Annotated in this window: 14 protein-coding genes, 1 pseudogene and 1 riboswitch; of the genes and pseudogenes, 7 read left to right on the top strand and 8 right to left on the bottom strand. The window is 69.3% G+C overall.

Annotation, left to right across the window (positions count from 1 at the left end; genetic code table 11):
• Nucleotides 1–2 precede the first annotated feature (2 nt).
• On the top strand, nucleotides 3–278 hold the full coding sequence (locus G6N25_RS05070; RefSeq protein WP_083076282.1) for a DUF3017 domain-containing protein: 276 nt from the start codon (nucleotides 3–5) through the stop codon (nucleotides 276–278).
• On the opposite strand, the gene G6N25_RS05065 is transcribed toward G6N25_RS05070, so the two are convergent.
• A complete protein-coding gene (locus tag G6N25_RS05065; protein ID WP_083076284.1) occupies nucleotides 275–874 on the bottom strand; it encodes a DUF732 domain-containing protein in 600 nt (199 codons plus the stop codon). The two genes, G6N25_RS05070 and G6N25_RS05065, sit on opposite strands and share 4 nt — an antisense overlap.
• Before the next feature lie 258 nt (nucleotides 875–1,132).
• On the opposite strand from G6N25_RS05065, the gene G6N25_RS05060 reads away from it, so the two are divergent.
• The 3 genes and pseudogenes from G6N25_RS05060 (at nucleotide 1,133) to G6N25_RS05050 (ending at nucleotide 5,105) form a co-directional block, all read left to right on the top strand.
• Entirely contained in the window at nucleotides 1,133–2,593 is a 1,461-nt protein-coding gene (locus tag G6N25_RS05060; protein WP_083076286.1) for an FAD-dependent oxidoreductase, read from the top strand.
• Nucleotides 2,594–2,671: 78 nt separating this feature from the next.
• A pseudogene (locus G6N25_RS05055) lies at nucleotides 2,672–4,044 on the top strand (HNH endonuclease signature motif containing protein).
• A 26-nt stretch (nucleotides 4,045–4,070) separates the two neighbouring features.
• Entirely contained in the window at nucleotides 4,071–5,105 is a 1,035-nt protein-coding gene (locus G6N25_RS05050; protein WP_083076291.1) for an aminotransferase class V-fold PLP-dependent enzyme, read from the top strand.
• Nucleotides 5,106–5,286: 181 nt separating this feature from the next.
• On the opposite strand, the gene G6N25_RS05045 is transcribed toward G6N25_RS05050, so the two are convergent.
• From G6N25_RS05045 to G6N25_RS05035, 3 genes are read right to left on the bottom strand one after another with little or no spacing between them, the layout of a single operon-like run.
• The gene (locus G6N25_RS05045) at nucleotides 5,287–6,021 is read right to left on the bottom strand and encodes a class I SAM-dependent methyltransferase (RefSeq protein ID WP_083076294.1); all 735 of its coding nucleotides are present in this window, start codon (nucleotides 6,019–6,021) and stop codon (nucleotides 5,287–5,289) included.
• Entirely contained in the window at nucleotides 6,018–7,142 is a 1,125-nt protein-coding gene (gene metX / locus G6N25_RS05040; protein ID WP_083076298.1) for a homoserine O-acetyltransferase MetX, read from the bottom strand. The genes G6N25_RS05045 and metX overlap by 4 nt, the downstream gene beginning before the upstream one ends.
• Nucleotides 7,143–7,153: 11 nt before the next feature.
• Nucleotides 7,154–8,521 (bottom strand): bifunctional o-acetylhomoserine/o-acetylserine sulfhydrylase, encoded by a 1,368-nt coding sequence (locus G6N25_RS05035; protein WP_083076301.1) that lies wholly within the window; start codon nucleotides 8,519–8,521, stop codon nucleotides 7,154–7,156.
• Nucleotides 8,522–8,711: 190 nt separating this feature from the next.
• Nucleotides 8,712–8,831: riboswitch (SAM riboswitch) on the bottom strand.
• 168 nt (nucleotides 8,832–8,999) lie between these two features.
• Here G6N25_RS05035 and G6N25_RS05030 point away from each other — a divergent pair.
• Nucleotides 9,000–10,229 carry an NADP-dependent isocitrate dehydrogenase gene (locus tag G6N25_RS05030; protein ID WP_158084922.1) on the top strand — a complete coding sequence of 410 codons (1,230 nt, stop codon included), beginning with the start codon at nucleotides 9,000–9,002 and terminating at the stop codon, nucleotides 10,227–10,229.
• Here G6N25_RS05030 and G6N25_RS05025 read toward each other — a convergent pair.
• Entirely contained in the window at nucleotides 10,226–11,020 is a 795-nt protein-coding gene (locus G6N25_RS05025) for an alpha/beta fold hydrolase (RefSeq protein WP_232065919.1), read from the bottom strand. The two genes, G6N25_RS05030 and G6N25_RS05025, sit on opposite strands and share 4 nt — an antisense overlap.
• 131 nt (nucleotides 11,021–11,151) lie before the next feature.
• Here G6N25_RS05025 and trpS point away from each other — a divergent pair, with 131 nt between their 5' ends.
• Both trpS and yhjD read left to right on the top strand, forming a co-directional pair.
• On the top strand, nucleotides 11,152–12,171 hold the full coding sequence (gene trpS, locus G6N25_RS05020) for a tryptophan--tRNA ligase (protein ID WP_083076309.1): 1,020 nt from the start codon (nucleotides 11,152–11,154) through the stop codon (nucleotides 12,169–12,171).
• Between the two features lie 8 nt (nucleotides 12,172–12,179).
• The gene (gene yhjD / locus G6N25_RS05015; RefSeq protein WP_083076312.1) at nucleotides 12,180–13,208 is read left to right on the top strand and encodes an inner membrane protein YhjD; all 1,029 of its coding nucleotides are present in this window, start codon (nucleotides 12,180–12,182) and stop codon (nucleotides 13,206–13,208) included.
• On the opposite strand, the gene nagA is transcribed toward yhjD, so the two are convergent.
• The 3 genes from nagA to G6N25_RS05000 are packed head-to-tail and all read right to left on the bottom strand — an operon-like array spanning nucleotide 13,205 to nucleotide 16,904.
• Complete coding sequence (gene nagA / locus G6N25_RS05010; protein ID WP_276005206.1) at nucleotides 13,205–14,308, bottom strand: N-acetylglucosamine-6-phosphate deacetylase; 1,104 nt, start codon at nucleotides 14,306–14,308, stop codon at nucleotides 13,205–13,207. The two genes, yhjD and nagA, sit on opposite strands and share 4 nt — an antisense overlap.
• 14 nt (nucleotides 14,309–14,322) lie before the next feature.
• Nucleotides 14,323–15,681, bottom strand: a complete 1,359-nt coding sequence (locus tag G6N25_RS05005) for a sugar porter family MFS transporter (RefSeq protein ID WP_083076319.1) — start codon at nucleotides 15,679–15,681, stop codon at nucleotides 14,323–14,325.
• The gene (locus tag G6N25_RS05000; RefSeq protein WP_083076322.1) at nucleotides 15,678–16,904 is read right to left on the bottom strand and encodes a D-alanyl-D-alanine carboxypeptidase family protein; all 1,227 of its coding nucleotides are present in this window, start codon (nucleotides 16,902–16,904) and stop codon (nucleotides 15,678–15,680) included. Before G6N25_RS05000 ends, G6N25_RS05005 begins: the two co-directional genes overlap by 4 nt.
• Nucleotides 16,905–17,040: the final 136 nt, after the last annotated feature.

The raw sequence follows: 17,040 nt of genomic DNA, 5'->3' as shown, positions 1-17,040 counted from the left end.
GCGTGCGCGCGACCCTACGGGCCCAGTGGCCGATCGTGGTGGTGGGGTTGATCTTCGCCGCGGCTTTCGCGTTGGCGGGGGCCAACTTCTGGCGCCGCGGGGCCCTGCTGATCGGCATCGGCGTCGGCGTGGCGGCGGTCCTGCGGTTGGTGTTGAGCGAGGATCGGGCCGGCCTTCTGGTCGTCCGCGGCAAGGGCATCGACTTCGTGACCACGGCGACGGTCGCGGCGTCGATGGTCTACATCGCGTCGACCATCGACCCGCTGGGCACCCGCTAAATCCCTGGGACGCCGGGGATCTGGGATAGGCCGCCGGTCATGCCGGGCATGCCGGGGACGCCGCCGGTCATGCCGGGAATGCCACCGGGCATGCCGCCCGGCATTCCGCCGCCCGGCATTCCGGGGATGCCGCCGGGCATGCCGGGGATGCCACCGGGCATGCCGCCGGGCATTCCGCCGCCCGGCATTCCGGGGATGCCGCCCGGCAGAGCGCCGGCCAGGTTGCCGCTCGTGATGTTGGCAATCTCCTGGGGGCAGTACATCTGAATCGCGATGGTGGTGAACATCTGGGCCATCTGCGGTGACATGCCCCGGTGGGAGACGCTCGCCGCGGCGGCGGCGAAGTTGCCGCCCGGCTGGGCGAGCATCGGGCAGATGGACTGACCCACGGACATCGCGTTTCCCGGTTGACCGAAGTCGACGCCGGCGTGGTTCAGCGCGTCGATGAAGTTGTCGTCGTTGGGGTCCGCCTCGGCCGGTGCCGCGAATGCCGCGGCCGCCGTGAGCAGGCCGGCGGCGGCGGCCAGCAGGCGGATGGTCAGGGGCTGGTGACGAAACGTCCAGATCCAACGCTGAGTGGTCACCGGTGTTTTCATGCAGTCTCCCCCGTTTGCCTCCGAGTGCATTTGTCGCACTCAAATCACGCTAGGAACTCTGATCTATGACTGTCACATTTACAACACGGTGAGATAAAGCTTTGCACAATAAGCGTTTCGTAAGGCGGGGGCGCCGGGAGCGTCGATTATTGGGGCGGGACCTGTCCGGGCCAACGCCGGCCGATCGACGCCACACTGTTATCCGACACTCGCGGTGACGCCGGATTTTCGGGCGCGAGATGGTCGAGAATCCGGCCCATGACGTCGAATCGCAGCGGTGCGTTCAACCATGGGATCTCGCGCCAGGCTTTCCTTCGCTGCGCCGTCGGAATGCTAGCGAGCGGAGCGGTTTTCGAGACCGCACGGGCGGCCGCGGACCCGGGTAGCGGCTGGGGCGGTCTGGCTTCATCGATCGGCGGCAGCGTGCTACTGCCCGCCAGCGGTGCTCAATTCGCCACGGGCAAACAGGTTTTCAATTCGCTGTATAACAACTCCAATCCCGCGGCGGTGGTCAGGGTTTCGTCGCAGTCGGACGTGCAGAGGGCGGTCTCGTTCGCGTCGGCGAACAAGCTCAAGGTCGCTCCGCGTGGCGGCGGCCACTCGTACATCGGTGCGTCGAGCGCGCCCGGCGCGATGGTGCTCGACCTGCGCGGGCTTCCCGGCGGGGCCAACGTCGACGGCGCCGGGAACGTCACCGTCACGCCGGCGACCACCCTGTACGCGGTGCATCAAGCGTTGGCCGGCGCCGGCCGAGCGATCCCGTCCGGCAGCTGCCCGACCGTCGGCATCGCGGGACTGGCGCTGGGCGGCGGGTTGGGAGCCGATTCGCGCCACGCCGGCCTGACGTGCGACGCGCTGCAGTCGGCCACGGTGGTGTTGCCCGGCGGCGACGTGGTCACCGCGTCCGCCAACGACCATCCGGATCTCTTCTGGGCGCTCCGTGGTGGTGGCGGCGGCAATTTCGGGGTGACGACTTCGATGACCTTCGCGACCTTCCCAACCGGCGACACTGACGTCGTCCGGCTCGACTTCCCGCCGTCGTCGGCGGTGCAGGTGCTCGCCGGCTGGCAGTCGTGGCTGAGCGCAGCCGATCGAAACGCGTGGGGGATCGTGGATCTCTCGGTCGGTGGGAGCCAGCCGGACTGCCACGTGCTGGCGACCTGCCCGGCGGGCGCGGGATCGGGCGTCATCGACGCGATCAAGTCCGCGGTTGGGGTGGCCCCCAGCGCGATTCAGAACAAGACGCTCAGCCGCGCGGACCTGGTGATGTACCTGGCCGGCGGCACCACGACACCGTCACCCCGCGGCTTCGTCGCCGGATCCGATGTGATCCCGACGGTGGATTCCGCTGCGGCCCATGCGATCGCGGCGGCGATCGGGCAGTGGCCCGCGACGGCCGGCCAGGCCTCGGTGCTCGTCGACCCGCTGAGCGGCGCGGTCGGCGACGTGGCCGCGGGCGACACGGCCTTCCCGTGGCGCCAGCAGGCCGCGGCGTTGCAGTGGTACGTCGAGCCCGCCGGCAACCAGGTGGCCGCCGCGACGCGATGGCTGAGTTCCGCACACCAAGCGGTGCAACAGTTTTCGGTTGGCGGCTACGTGAACTACCTCGAGCCCAACACGGCGGCGTCGCGCTACTTCGGCTCGAACCTGTCGCAGCTGACGACCGTGCGGCAGAAGTACGATCCCAATCGGACCATGTTCTCCGGGTTGACCTTCTGACGAAATAACTTGTGTCACTTTGGTTTCAGTGGTCACTGGGCCGGGTTTTTTGTCGGTGGGCTTCGATAGTTTCGGGTCATGGCTGGCAGCGTGGTGGATCGGGAGGCGATCACGGCTGCCTTCGACGCCCTCGACGCGGCGGTTGATCGGGTGGCGGCGCTGAATTCTGAATCGCTGACCACCCCGGAGTGGCTGGCCTGGCTGCAACGCTGCGAACGGGTAAGGCGTCGGTTGCCCGCACTCGAACACGCACCCATCAACCACCTGGCCCGCCAGGCCACCCCCGAAGAACTGGGCGGCACGCTCTCGCACGCCATCGCCGAATGGGCGTTGATCACCCGCGCCGAGGCGGGTCGGCGCATTCACGAGGCCGCCGATCTGGGGCCCCGCCGCGCCCTGACCGGCGAACCACTGGCGCCGGTGCTAGCCGAAACCGCAGCCGCCCAACGCGACGGGAAACTGGGGGGCGCGCAAGTGGCGGTGATCCGCCGGTTCTACCACCAACTACCCGGCTGGATCGACGCGGCGACCCGGGAACGCGCCGAAAAACACCTCGCCCGGCTGGGTACCCAGCATCGACCCGAACAACTCGGCGCGCTGGCCGACACCCTCGCCGACTGCCTCAACCCCGACGGCCTGTATCGCGACGACGATAGAGCGCGGCGGCGCGGTGTGACGTTGGGGAAGCAGGAAGCCGACGGCATGTCCGCGCTGCGCGGCTGGCTGACCCCCGAAGCCCGGGCCACCCTGGAAGCCGTGTGGGCGAAGCTGGCCGCCCCCGGCATGTGCAACCCCGACGATCAGGCCCCCACCGTGGACGGCACCCCCAGCCAAGAGGTGATCGATAAAGACTCCCGCTCCCCGGCGCAGCGCCAACACGATGGTCTCAATGCCGCGCTGCGCGCCCTGCTCGCCTCCGGAAACCTCGGCCAACACAACGGCCTACCCGCCTCCATCATCGTCACCACCACCCTGGCCGAGCTCGAGGCCGCCGCCGGGCGGGGCCTGACCGGCGGGGCAGCATCCTGCCCATGAGTGATGTGATCCGCCTATCCCGCCACGCCCGCCACTACCTGGCCATCTTCGACAAGGGCAAAACCCTAGCCCTGTACCACACCAAAAGGCTGGCCTCCCCCGCCCAGCGGATCGTCTTGTACGCCAAAGACCTTGGCTGCACCGCACCCGGCTGCACCGTGCCCGGGTACTGGTGCGAAGTCCACCACGTCGAGCCCTACACCACCTGCGGCGACACCGACGTCAACAACCTGGCCTTCGGGTGCCCCACCCAACACCACATCGTGCAACCCGGCGGCTGGAGCACCCGCAAAAACACCCACGGCGACACCGAATGGATCCCCCCGGCCCACCTTGACCACGGACAACCCAGAACCAACACCTACTGGCACCCCGAAAAACTCCTCCACCACGACGACGAAGACGACGACCCGTAGCGCGTCCGTTCATGGTGAAATGCAGGATGGCCCGTGACGCGTTCGGTGCGCAGTTCGTCGGCGCCGACGGATTCCTCGATACCCCCACATTCGGCTTGCCGCCGCGGTTTACGGCTGACGCGCTGCGCGACTGCATGCGGTCGTGGGAAGAAGGCCGGCTGCAGGTCGGCGCGTTCGACGAGCCGATCCGCGCCAGCCGGGCGGCATACGCGTCGCTGATAGGGGCCGACGAGAGCCGGGTGGCGCTGGGGACCAGCGTGTCGTCGTCGATCGGTCTGGTCGCCGCGGCGATACCCGACGGCAGCCGGGTGGCGACCTTGCGTGGCGAATTCGCCAGCGTCGCTTTCCCCTTCGCCGCCCAGGCCGGACGCGGCGTCACCGTCACCGAGCTGGCGCCCGGCCAGTTCGAGGAGGCCGCCGGCGATTTCGACGTCGCGGCGGCCAGCCTGGCCCAGTCCGCCGACGGCGCCGTGCTCGACGTCGAGACGCTACGGCGCAGCGCCGCCGAATCCGCCACCATCACCGTGCTCGACGTCAGCCAGGCCCTGGGCTGGAAGAATGTCACGCTGCCGTGGACCGACGTCACGGTCGCCGCCAGCTACAAATGGCTGCTCGGCCCGCGCGGCGTGTCCTGGATGTCGTTGAGCCAGCGAGTATTTGACGCGCTGGTCCCGCACGCGGCCAGCCCGTACGCCGGCGCGGACATGTGGTCGTCGCTGTACGGGCTGCCGATGCGGCTGGCCGACGACGCCCGGCGGTTCGACGCGTCGCCGGCCTGGTTCAGCGTGGCGGGCGCCGCGCTGTCTCTGACGTGGCTGGCGTCGCTGGATCGGGCCGCCATCGAGACCCACACGCTGGCACTCGCGAATCACTTACGCGCCGAGTTGCGGTTGGCCGCATCGGAGTCGGCGATCGTGTCCTTCTCCGCCGACCACGCGGCCGATGCGCTGCGAAAGGCCGGTATCCGGGCGTCCGTACGCGCGGGCGCGACCCGCGTGGGGTTTCACCTCTACAACACCGACGAAGACCTCGACCGGCTCCTCGACGCGCTTCGGCGCTGAGTCGAACCACGGCCGTCGTTGCGATCGACTGTGAGCTGAGGGCTTTCGGTGTGAAGCCAGGGCTTTGAGTGTGCTCCAGCGGCGGGATCCGGCCGGTTTTTCCGCCCAGCGTTCACACGCGAAGCCCAGGATTCACAGTCAAACCTGGCCGCGGCCTAACTAACGAACACGGCTTAAACCGTCACCCCGCCAGCGTCGCCCGTATGCACACGGTGACGTAGGGCAGCGCCAGGCCGGTCGAATTCGCCAGCGCCGGATGGGTGGCCAGCAACTCACGCACCTGTTCGAGTGTTCTGGTGCGGACCTCGGTCGGCGAGGTGATGCAGTAGCTGCGCGATGCCACCAGGTCGATCAGGGCTTGCGGCGTAAGGTAATTCGTCCACTCGACCTGATGGCGCTCCGGCTCGGTGAACGAGGCGGACAGCGTGACGTCGAAGCGGCCCCCGTCGCCGTCGGAACCGATGATCCGGCCCAGCTCGCGCACCCAGCCCAGCCGTTCGTCGCGGGTGTTCCACACCAGGCCCAGCCGCCCGCCGGGCCGCAGCACGCGGGCCACCTCGGGAATCGCGCGCTCGGGATCCACCCAGTGCCATGCCTGGGCGACCAGCACGGCGTCAACGCTGTTGTCTTCCAACGGAATCTCTTCCGCGGTGCCCAGCAGCGCACGCGTCTCCGGCAGCGACGTGCGCAGCACCTCGAGCATGTCGGGAATCGGGTCGACGGCCACCACGTCGAGGCCGCGCTCCACCAGCCGGGTGGTCAGCTTCCCGGTGCCCGCGCCCAGGTCGAGCACCCGGCGCGCGCCGCGCGGTATCAGCCAGTCGATCGCCTCGGGCGGATAGGAGGGGCGGCCCCGCTCGTAGGCCGCGGCCGCCGAGCCGAAGGAGAGGGAGCGGTCTTGGCTGGTGCGGGTCACGGTGAGTCGGCCAATTCGAGTGTCTTGCGGATCAACTCGCCGACCGCCTCGGACTCCACCAGGAAGCCGTCGTGCCCGCAAATGGAGTCGACGACACGCAGCCCGGCGCAGCCCGGCAGCAGTTCGGCCAGCTCCTGCTGCAGGCGCAGCGGGTAGAGGCGGTCGGACGTGATGCCGCCGACCACCGCCGGCACCGGGCACGCGCGCAGGGCCGCTTCCACCCCACCGCGACCCCGGCCCACGTCGTGGCTGTTCAGCGCCTCGGTGAGGATCACGTAGCTGCCGGCGTCGAAGCGGGCCAGCAGCTTGTCGCCCTGGTGCTCGAGATAGCTCTGCACCGCGTAGCGGCCGCCGTTCGCCGGGTCCTCGCAGCCCTGACCGTCGTTGGCGAACCGGGTGTCGAGTTCGACCTCGCCCCGGTAGGTCAGGTGGGCGAAGCGGCGCGCGATCGTCAGGCCAGCGTCGGGCCGAAGCCCCGTCTCGTGGTAGTCGCCGCCCTGCCAGTTCGGGTCGGCCTTGATGGCCGCGATCTGGGTGGTCTGCGTGCCGATCTGGTCGGCGGTGGCGCGCGCGCCGACCGCGAGCAGCAGGCCGGCCCGGACCCGGGCGGGGTGGCCGACCATCCATTCCAAAGCCCTTGCGCCGCCCATGGATCCGCCGACGACGGCCGCGACCTCGTCGATGCCGAGGGCGGCCAGCGCGGCGACGTCCGCCTCCACCTGGTCGCGCACGGAGATCAGCGGAAACCTAGAGCCCCAAGGCTTTCCGTTCCGGGCGAGCGAGCTGGGGCCGGTGGAGCCGCGGCAGCCGCCCAGCACGTTGGTGGCCACCGCGCACCAGCGGTCGGTGTCGATCGGCGCGCCCGGCCCGGCCACCCCGTCCCACCAGCCGGGCGTGGGATGCCCGGGACCGGCGGGCCCGGTGATGTGCGAATCGCCGGTGAGGGCGTGCAGGACCACCACCACGTTGTCGCGCGTCGGCGACAACTCGCCCCAGCGCTGGACGGCGACGCAGACGTCGTCGATGACCGCGCCGCTTTCGGTGGTCAGCGAGCCGATATGGACAAGGCCGACTTCGCCTTCGGCCGGCAGCGTCTGGGTCGGGACGTCGGAGATCGTCATGCCACAACCCCTCAGAACGCCGCCACGGCCTGCGGGTCGCTACTGGCCCCGGCCGACCCGCCGTCGAAAGCGCGCGCCGCGGCGAAGCCGAGATCCAGGTCGGCCAGGATGTCGTCGATGCCCTCGATGCCGACGGCCAGCCGCACCAGCCCCGGGCTGACGCCGGTGGTCAGCTGCTCCTCGGGGCTCAGCTGGGCGTGGGTGGTCGACGCCGGGTGAATCACCAGGGAGCGCACGTCGCCGATGTTGGCGACGTGGCTGTGCAGCTTCAGCGCGTTGACGAAGGCCTTGCCGGCCTCGACGCCGCCGGCCAGCTCGAACGCCAGCACGGCGCCGGTTCCCTTGGGCGCCAGCCTCTTTGCCCGCTCGTGCCACGGCGAGCCGGGCAGTCCCGCATAGTTCACCGACAGCACGCCCTCGTGGCCGGCCAAAAACTCGGCGACCCGTTGCGCGTTGGCGACGTGGCGCTCGATGCGCAGGCTCAGCGTTTCCAGGCCCTGGGCCACCAGGAACGCGTTGAAAGGCGAAGCGGCCGAACCATAGTCGCGCAGCAGTTGCACCCGCGCCTTGATCGCGTATGCCGGCGGGCCCAGCTCGGCATACACCACGCCGTGGTAACTGGGGTCGGGCGTGGTGAAGCCGGGGAAGCGGCCCCGCGTCCAGTCGAAGGTGCCGCCGTCGACGATGACGCCCGCGATCGCCGAGCCGTGCCCGCCGAGGTACTTGGTCGCCGAGTGCACCACGATGTCGGCGCCCTGGGCGAACGGCTGGATCAGGTAGGGCGTGGCGATGGTGTTGTCGACGATCAGCGGCACACCGTTGGCATGCGCCACCCCGGAGACCCCGGGCGTGTCCAGCACGTCGATCTGCGGGTTGGAGATGGTCTCGGCGAAGAACGCCTTGGTGTTCGGCCGCACCGCCGCCTGCCACGAGTCCAGGTCGTCGGGATCCGCGACGAAGCTGACGTCGATGCCGAGCTTGGCCAGCGAATAGTGGAACAGGTTATAAGTGCCGCCGTAGAGCCGCGGGCTGGACACGATGTGATCGCCGGCACATGCGAGGTTCAATATGGCGAATGTCTCAGCCGCCTGCCCGGAGGACAGGAAGAGCGCGGCCACGCCGCCCTCCAGCGCGGCGATGCGTTGCTCGACGACGTCGGTGGTCGGGTTGCCGATCCGCGTGTAGATGTTGCCCGGGACCTCGAGCCCGAACAGGGCGGCGGCGTGCGTGGTGTCGTCGAAGGTGTAGGACGTGGTCTGGTAGATCGGCAGGGCGCGGGCGTTGGTCGTCGAGTCCGGTTGCTGGCCGGCGTGAATCTGCTTCGTCTCGAACGACCAATGCGCGGTCGGATCGGTATCGGTGCTGTTCTCGGAGCTCACGTGCGGTGCTTTCTGCTCAGGATGAACTAGGGGCGATCGGGTATCGGGGCGCTCGCAGCCGTCCGGGACGCCATCATCCGATGACGTCAACCGGCGGCCCGGCGACTAGCACCGGCACACGATGAGACGCGACTGAGCTGGTTGGATGCGCATCACGTTTCCCTGTCTACTCAGGGGGCCCGTCATGGCGGACCCGCGCTTGCCGGATAGCCGGTTGTGGCTACTCAACCTGGTCATCACCCGGGGCACCCCACCGCGGTTGGAGGGTTGCCGGCCAGCGAGCCGGGGCTTAGCGCTGGCGCTCATGACCGATGTGAAGCCTATCGCATGCCGGCGAGTCCTTGCCAATTCCGAGCCAATTCCAAGCCAACGTCGAGCCCTCACCTTCCGTGAGGGCGCGGTGAAGGCTCCTAGTAGGCTGGCCTCACGAGCAACCGCTCACCCACGCTCCCCCCACGGCTGGAGGATTCGGACGCAGATGTCCAACGACGGCAAGATCAAGGTCAAAGGCCCGGTAGTCGAGCTCGACGGTGACGAGATGACCCGCGTCATCTGGAAGCTCATCAAGGACATGCTGATCCTGCCGCATCTCGACATCAACCTGGAGTACTACGACCTGGGCATCGAGCACCGCGACCGCACCGACGACCAGGTCACGATCGACGCGGCCTACGCCATCAAGAAGCACGGCGTGGGCGTCAAGTGCGCGACCATCACCCCCGACGAGGCGCGCGTCGCCGAGTTCAACCTGAAGAAGATGTGGCTCTCGCCCAACGGAACGATCCGGAACATCCTGGGCGGCACCATCTTCCGCGAGCCGATCGTGATCTCCAATGTGCCGCGGCTGGTTCCGGGTTGGACCAAGCCAATTGTCATCGGCCGTCACGCCTTTGGCGACCAGTACCGGGCGACGAACTTCAAGGTCGACAAGCCGGGCACCGTCACGTTGACGTTCACCCCGGCCGACGGCAGCGAGCCGATGGTGCACGAGGTGGTGTCCATCCCCGAGGACGGCGGCGTCGTGATGGGGATGTACAACTTCAAGGACTCCATCCGCGATTTCGCCCGCGCGTCCTTCGCGTACGGCCTCAACGCCAAATGGCCGGTGTACCTGTCCACCAAGAACACCATCCTCAAGGCCTACGACGGCATGTTCAAGGACGAGTTCCAGCGCATCTACGACGAGGAGTTCAAGGAGCAGTTCGAGGCCGAGGGCCTCACCTACGAGCACCGGCTGATCGACGACATGGTCGCGGCCTGCCTCAAGTGGGAGGGCGGCTACGTGTGGGCCTGCAAGAACTACGACGGCGACGTCCAGTCGGACACCGTCGCGCAGGGCTACGGCTCCCTGGGGCTGATGACGTCGGTGCTGATGACGGCCGACGGCAAGACGGTCGAGGCCGAGGCCGCGCACGGCACCGTCACCCGCCACTTCCGTCAGTACCAGGCCGGCAAGCCGACCTCGACCAACCCGATCGCCTCCATCTTCGCCTGGACCCGCGGGCTGCAGCACCGCGGCAAGCTGGACAACACCCCCGAGGTGATCGAATTCGCCCAGAAGCTGGAAGAGGTCGTCATCTCCACGGTGGAGGAGGGCAAGATGACCAAGGACCTCGCCATCCTCATCGGCCCCGACCAGGAGTGGCAGAACAGCGAGGAGTTCCTCAATTCCATCGCCGAGAACCTGGAGAAGGCCCTAGCCAACTAGCCCGTGGACTGGTGGCGGCCCGACGACGGGTAGCACCGCTCGATGAAGCCGGTGATCACGTCGGTGACGCGTTCCGGGGCCTCGAGCATCGGAACGTGCCCCACGCCGTCGAGCACGGTGACCTGGTGATCGTCGGGCAGGTGGTTGGTGAAGTGCCTGGTAAACCTGGGTGCGGGGATCACCCGATCCTTTCCGCAGATCACCAGGTGCGCCGGGACGGCGTTCTGCGCGAGTTCGCGCAGTCCGGGCAGCAGCAGCGCCTTGACCAGCAGCTGGAAGTAGGCCGGGCAGTGGGCGACGTCGTCGACGCAGCCGAGCAGGTCGGCGTCGCTGACCCCGCGCGGTGACGCGCTGAGCGCGTAGGTGGCCAACCGGCGGCTGGACGGCAGGCGCAGCACCCGTGGCCCGAGCAGCCAGGCTAGCGCCAACAGCGGAATGCCCAGGACGAACTTGCCGATCACCTCGAACTTGGCCGGGCTCCAGCGCGTCCAGCCGCCCGCCGGCGCGATGCCGGTGACGCTGCGCGCCCGCCCGCGCCGCTCCAGCTCGAACGCGACCCAGCCGCCCAGCGAGTTGCCGACGATGTGCGCGGTTTTCCAGCCCAGCTCGTCCATCTGGCGCTCGACGTGATCGGCCAGCACCGCGGAGGACAGGAACCAGGTGCCGGCCGGCGGCCCGCCGTGGTGGCCGGCCATCGTCGGGGCGAACACCTCGTAGCGGCCGGTGCCGGCCAATTGCTCGGCCACCGTCTCCCACACCGTCTGGGACAGCAGGAACGGGTGCAACAGCAGGACCGGCTCCCCGGAACCGAGGTGGATCGGCGGACGGGTCCCCATGTTGCTCCCCATGAACCCGACAGTAATGGCGGTACCGCCGGTACTGCAAACAATCACCGGTCCGTGCGTGAAAAGATCGGGTCATCATGAGCACCGCTACCGGATCCAGCCGGATTTTCTCCGGCGTGCAGCCCACGTCCGACTCGCTTCACCTCGGCAACGCGCTGGGCGCCGTCACCCAGTGGGTGGCGCTGCAGGACGACCACGACGCCTTCTTCTGCGTGGTCGACCTGCACGCCATCACCGTCCCGCAGGAGCCCGAGGCGCTGCGCCGCCGGACCCTGGTCACCGCCGCCCAGTACCTGGCGCTGGGCATCGACCCCGGCCGCGCCACCGTGTTCGTGCAGAGCCACGTGCCCGCCCACGCCCAGTTGGCGTGGGTGCTGGGTTGCTTCACCGGCTTCGGCCAGGCGTCGCGGATGACGCAGTTCAAGGACAAGTCGACGCGCCACGGCGGCGACTCGACCACCGTGGGCCTGTTCACCTACCCGGTGTTGCAGGCCGCCGACGTGCTGGCCTACGACAGCGATCTGGTTCCCGTGGGGGAGGACCAGCGCCAGCACCTCGAGCTGGCGCGCGACATCGCGCAGCGGTTCAACGGCCGCTTCCCCGGCACCTTCGTCGTCCCGGACGTGCTCATTCCCAAGGCCACCGCCAAGATCTACGACCTGGGCGACCCGACGTCGAAGATGAGCAAATCCGCCGCGAGCGACGCCGGGCTGATCAACCTGCTCGACGATCCCGCCTTGTCCGCCAAGAAGATTCGCTCGGCCGTGACCGACAGCGAGCGCGAGATCCGCTATGACACCGACGCCAAGCCGGGCGTGTCGAACCTGCTGAGCATCCAGTCGGCGATCACCGGGGCCGGCATCGACCGGCTCGTCGCGGGCTACGCCGGGCGCGGCTACGGCGACCTGAAAAAGGACACCGCCGACGCCGTCGTCGAGTTCGTGCGGCCGATCAAGGCCCGCGTCGACGAATTGATGGCGGATCGCGCCGAATTGGAGTCGGTGCTCGCGACCGGGGCGCAACGGGCCGAGGACGTGGCCGGCAAAACCGTTCGGCGGGTCTACGATCGGTTAGGCTTTCTTCCGCAACGGGAATAGGTTTCACGATGAGCGAGCCGGCCAAGCCAGGGATCCTGGATCGGTTGCGGGCCCGGTTTGGGTGGTTCGACCATGTCCTGCGCGCCTACCAACGCTTCGACGACCGCAACGGCGGCTTTTTCGCGGCCGGCCTCACCTATTACACGATCTTCGCGCTATTTCCTTTGCTGATGGTCGGTTTCGCGCTGTTCGGATTCCTGCTGTCCCGTCGGCCCGAGCTGCTGAACACGATCGACGACCACGTCCGGTCCTCGGTGTCCGGGGCTTTGGGTCAACAGCTGCTGGACCTGATCGACTCGGCGATCGACGCGCGGACGTCCGTGGGTGTCATCGGCCTGGCCACCGCCGCGTGGGCGGGGTTGGGCTGGATATCGCACCTGCGGGCGGCGGTGACCTCGATGTGGTGGGAACGGCAGCTGGACTCACCGGGCTTCGTGCGCAACAAAATATCCGACCTGATCGCGATGGTCGGGACGTTCGCGGTGATCGTCGCCACCGTCGCGCTCACCGCACTCGGCCACGCCGGGCCGATGCGCGCGATACTGAGATGGTTTGGCATACCGGAGTTTTCGGTGTTCAACTGGGTCTTCCGGGGCGTCTCGGTAGTGATCTCGATGCTGGTGTCGTGGCTGCTGTTCACCTGGATGATCGGCCGGCTGCCGCGCGAAAAGGTCAACCTGCTCGACGCGGCGCGGGCCGGGTTGATGGCGGCGATCGGCTTCGAGCTGTTCAAACAGGTCGCATCGATCTACCTGCAGGCGGTGGTGCGCAGCCCGGCGGGCGCCACGTTCGGGCCGGTGCTGGGCCTGATGGTGTTCTCCTACATCACCGCGTATCTCGTCCTGTTCGCCACCGCCTGGGCCGCCACGGCTTCCGAGGATCCGCGCGCCAGGCCCGTCGACCCGCCGCCACCCGCGATCATCGCCCCGCGGGTACAGCTCGACGAGGGGCTCACCACCCGTCAGACGCTGACCGCGATGGGTTTGGGAGCCGTTGGGGCGCTGACGTTTTCGCGGTTGACCCGCCGGCTGCGTTAGTCGCCCACCCACCGGCCGTTGACCATGACGGCGCCGACTCGCAAATCGCGGTCCAGCACAACAAGATTGGCGTCGGCGCCCACCCGCAGGGCGCCCACCCGCTCGAGCCCGAGGGCCCGCGCCGGCGTCGCCGCCGTCGTCCGCACCGCGGCCTCCAGCGCCGGGTCGGAGCCGGTCCCGACCAGGTTGCAGAAGAGCCGATCCATGGTGGCTGTGCCGCCGGCGATCGTCGACGTCCCACGCACCCGTGCGACGCCGGATGCGACGTCGATCGGCACCGGGCCGAGCCGAAACGCGCCGTCGGCGCAGCCGGCCGCGGCGACGGCGTCGGTGATGACGGCGACCCGGTCGGGCCCCGCGGCCCCGATCACCGCGCGCACGACGGCCGGGTGCACGTGCACGCCGTCGGCGATGAGTTCGACGGTCACCCCCGGGTCCTGCAGCAACGCGAGCGCCGGTCCCGGCTCGCGGTGGTGCAGCGGCGGCATCGCGTTGAACAGATGGGTGCCGACGGTGGCGCCCGCGGCGATGGCGCGTTGGGTCTGGGCGTAGGTCGCGTCGGTATGGCCCAGGGCCACAACGACACCCGCGTCCCGGAAACGCCGGATCGCCGCGTCGGCGCCGGGCAATTCGGGTGCCAGCGTGACCATCCGGATCGCGCCGTCGGCGGCGGCGAGCACCGCGTCGATCTCGGCCGGATCGGGGTCGCGCATCAGGGTGGGGTCGTGCGCCCCGCAGCGCGCCCGGCTCAGCCACGGCCCCTCCAGATGGATGCCCGCGACGGTGCCGCGCCGGGTGGCCGCGGCGAGCGCGCGCACCCCGGCGATCAGCTCCGCCGGCGGGGCGGTGACCAGGCTGGCCAGCGTCGTGGTGGTGCCGTGCCCCAGGTGAAATCGCGCGGCCGCGGCGATGCCGTCGGCGTCGGTGTAGGAGGCTCCGCCGCCGCCGTGCACGTGCATGTCGATAAAGCCGGGCACCACAACGCAATCGGGGAAGTCGCGGTCGGCCGGCCGCGGCGGCGGGCCGGCCCCGCAGGCCTCGATCCGGCCGCCGGACGCCGCCAGCCACCCGGGCCGGTTGACCCGCCCGTCGAGCACCATGGTTGCGGCGCCGATCAGGGGCACGGGTTTTCCCACCGCCCACCGTTTTCCCAGAAGTGCCGGATGTCCTCGAGCTGGCGCCCCTTGGTCTCCGGCGCGTACCGGTGGACGAAGCCGAAGGCGACCACCGCGAAAGCCGCGAACACCGCGAAAGTCCCCGCGCCGCCCAGGGAATGCAGCAGGGTCAGGAAAACGGCGGCGACGATGGCGTTGGCCACGAGGTTGGAGGTGAGCATCGTGCTCGAGCCGAGGGACCGCAGCCGGGTCGGGAAGCTTTCGCTCGCGTACACCCAGCCCAGGGAGCCGAAACCCAGGGTATAGCCGATGATGAACAGCAGTATGCCGGCGAACCCGAGGATCGCGCCGCCCAGACCCCGGGCGAACACCGCTATCAGGACGACGTCGGCGGCGATCATCATGGCTATGCCGGACAACAGGATTGGGCGCCGGCCCAGCCGGTCGACGAGCAGCAGCGCGGCGCCCACGGCCGCCAAGCCGGCGACCTGAACGAGCGCCGGCAGGGCCAGCAGCGCGAAATTGCCGGTGAAGCCCATGGCTTCGAATATTCGGGGGCTGTAATAGATGATCGCGTTGATGCCGGTGATCTGGATCAGGAAGCCGAGCGTGATCACGAAGACGGTGGCGCGCAGGTATGGCCTTCGCAGCATCTCGGACAGGCCGCCGCCACCTTCGCCCAGGGCGGTTGCCATCTCGGCAAGCTCCTCGTCGACGTTCGCGGTGGGCTCGGCGCGCAGCAGGGCGGCGCGGGCGTCGTCGACCCGGCCCTTGAGCAGGTACCACCGGGCCGTATCGGGCAGCCGAATCACCAAGGGCAGCAACAGCATTGCCGGCACGGTGGCCAGCCCCAGCATCCATCGCCAGCCGTGGCTGCCGGCCAGCAGATAGCCGGTGAGGTAGCCGACGATGAGCCCGCTGACGATCGCCAGCTGATAGGCCGTCAGCAGCGAGCCGCGCACCGCCGCCGGAGCCGACTCCGCCACGTATACCGGGACGACCACCACCGTCACGCCGATGGTCAGACCCAGCAGCAGCCGCGCCGCCAGCAGCATCGGCAGCGCCGGCGAGAGCGCGCCCAGCAGCGCGAACGCCGCGTAAGCGACGAGGATTCCCACCATCGACCTCTTGCGCCCGATCGCGTTGGCGAGCACGCCGGCGCCGAGCGCCCCGGCGATCTGGCCGAGCACCACCATCGTCGTCAGCAGTTCCTGCTGCCGCGTCGTGAGCCCGAAATCCTCGGTGACGAACAGCTGCGCGCCGGCGATGATGGACAGGTCGTAGCCGTAGATGACGCCGACGCCGGCGGCGGTGAGCCCAAGCAGCGGGCCCCGCGACCGCGCGGGCCGCGATCTCACCGGTGTTGGGGTCGGCGGTTCATCGAGCGCGCGGCCATGATCAAACTAAACACGATGACGGCGCCGACGACACCGACGCCCACCCGCACCGGCAGCGCGTCCGCCGCCGGCACCAGCCCGGCGGCCTGAGCGGCATTGCCCGGCCGGTCGGCCGCGTCGTGCCTGGTGGGCAGCAGCGAGGGGTCGGGCTCGATCAGCGTGCCGACCTGGGTGCCCTGCGGCGTGGAAAACCCGTAGTCCAGCAGGTGCGCCGCCTGCTCCCACGGCGCGATCGGCTGCCGCGTCCCGTGCAGCAGCACCGCCACCAGCCGGCGCCCGTCGTGGTTGGCGGCGCCCACGAAGGTCTGCCCGGCGTCGTCGGTGTAGCCGGTCTTGCCGCCCAGCGCGCCGGGATACTTGTAGAGCAGCTGGTTGTCGTTTTCCAGCTCGTAGCCGGGGTGGTCGCCGTGGCCGGGGAAGTCGAACGTCCGGGTCGCGACGATGTCGGCGAAGGTGGGGTTCTGCCAGGCGTAGCGGTAGAACAGGCCGACGTCGTAGGCCGAGGTGCTCATGCCGGGCCCGTCCAGCCCGGACGGTGTCGCCGCCCGGGTGTCGCGGCCGCCGAGCTTGGCGGCCAGCACATTGATCTTCTCCAGCGCGGTCTGCATGCCGCCGAGCTGCATGGCCAGCGCGTGCGCGGCGTCGTTGCCGGAGTGCATCAGCAGCCCGTGCAGCAGCTGGTTGACCGTGTACACGCCGCCGGCCTGGACGCCGACCTTGGTGCCCTCGGCGGCCGCGTCGTCGTCGGTTCCCTGGACGGACTTGTTGAGCGGCAGCGTGTTGAGGGAGGCCATCGCGACCAGCACCTTGATGATGCTGGCCGGGCGGTGACGGCCGTGCGGATCCTTGGCGGCGATCACCGCGCCGCTGTCCAGGTCCGCCACCAGCCACGCGTCGGCGGACACGTCGCCCGGCAGCGGCGGCGTGCCGGGCGCGGCGACGATGCCGCAGCCGCCCAGCGCCTCGCCGCCGACCGGCTTCGGGGGCACCGCCAGCGGGATCGGCGGGTCACCGGCCGTGGGGACCTCCGACGAATCCACCGCGGGCGGGGTGTTCACCTGGTACGGGCAGTTCCCGGGGCCGGCGTTGGGCTGCGGGGGCGGTTCGGCGAACGCGGGTGCCACCGGCGCGGCCACCAAAAAAACGGCCGCTGCCAGGCAAGACACGGGGCGTAGGAAGTTCATTGTGTGTGCAGACTAGGCGATCCGCGGCCGGATTCCGGGGAGCCGCGCTGTGACTGGTGGGACGGAAGTTACTCACCTTTGCCGCGAAACTGCATTCCACGACGGCGCTACTCGCGAAACGTGTCGCTAGTTGCAG

The organism is Mycobacterium heidelbergense, assembly GCF_010730745.1.
Classification (GTDB): Bacteria; Actinomycetota; Actinomycetes; order Mycobacteriales; family Mycobacteriaceae; genus Mycobacterium; species Mycobacterium heidelbergense.
The sequence above is the reverse complement of the archived record's forward strand: the minus strand, read 5'-3'. Positions and strand labels throughout refer to the sequence as shown.

Bases quoted from the DNA above. Each gene is read 5' to 3' on its own strand.
- G6N25_RS05065 (WP_083076284.1), bottom strand. From the start codon at position 874: ATGAAAACACCGGTGACCACTCAGCGTTGGATCTGGACGTTTCGTCAC.
- G6N25_RS05060 (WP_083076286.1), top strand. From the start codon at position 1,133: ATGACGTCGAATCGCAGCGGTGCGTTCAACCATGGGATCTCGCGCCAG.
- G6N25_RS05050 (WP_083076291.1), top strand. From the start codon at position 4,071: ATGGCCCGTGACGCGTTCGGTGCGCAGTTCGTCGGCGCCGACGGATTC.
- metX (WP_083076298.1), bottom strand. From the start codon at position 7,142: ATGACGATCTCCGACGTCCCGACCCAGACGCTGCCGGCCGAAGGCGAA.
- G6N25_RS05030 (WP_158084922.1), top strand. From the start codon at position 9,000: ATGTCCAACGACGGCAAGATCAAGGTCAAAGGCCCGGTAGTCGAGCTC.
- trpS (WP_083076309.1), top strand. From the start codon at position 11,152: ATGAGCACCGCTACCGGATCCAGCCGGATTTTCTCCGGCGTGCAGCCC.
- yhjD (WP_083076312.1), top strand. From the start codon at position 12,180: ATGAGCGAGCCGGCCAAGCCAGGGATCCTGGATCGGTTGCGGGCCCGG.
- nagA (WP_276005206.1), bottom strand. From the start codon at position 14,308: ATGGTGCTCGACGGGCGGGTCAACCGGCCCGGGTGGCTGGCGGCGTCC.
- G6N25_RS05000 (WP_083076322.1), bottom strand. From the start codon at position 16,904: ATGAACTTCCTACGCCCCGTGTCTTGCCTGGCAGCGGCCGTTTTTTTG.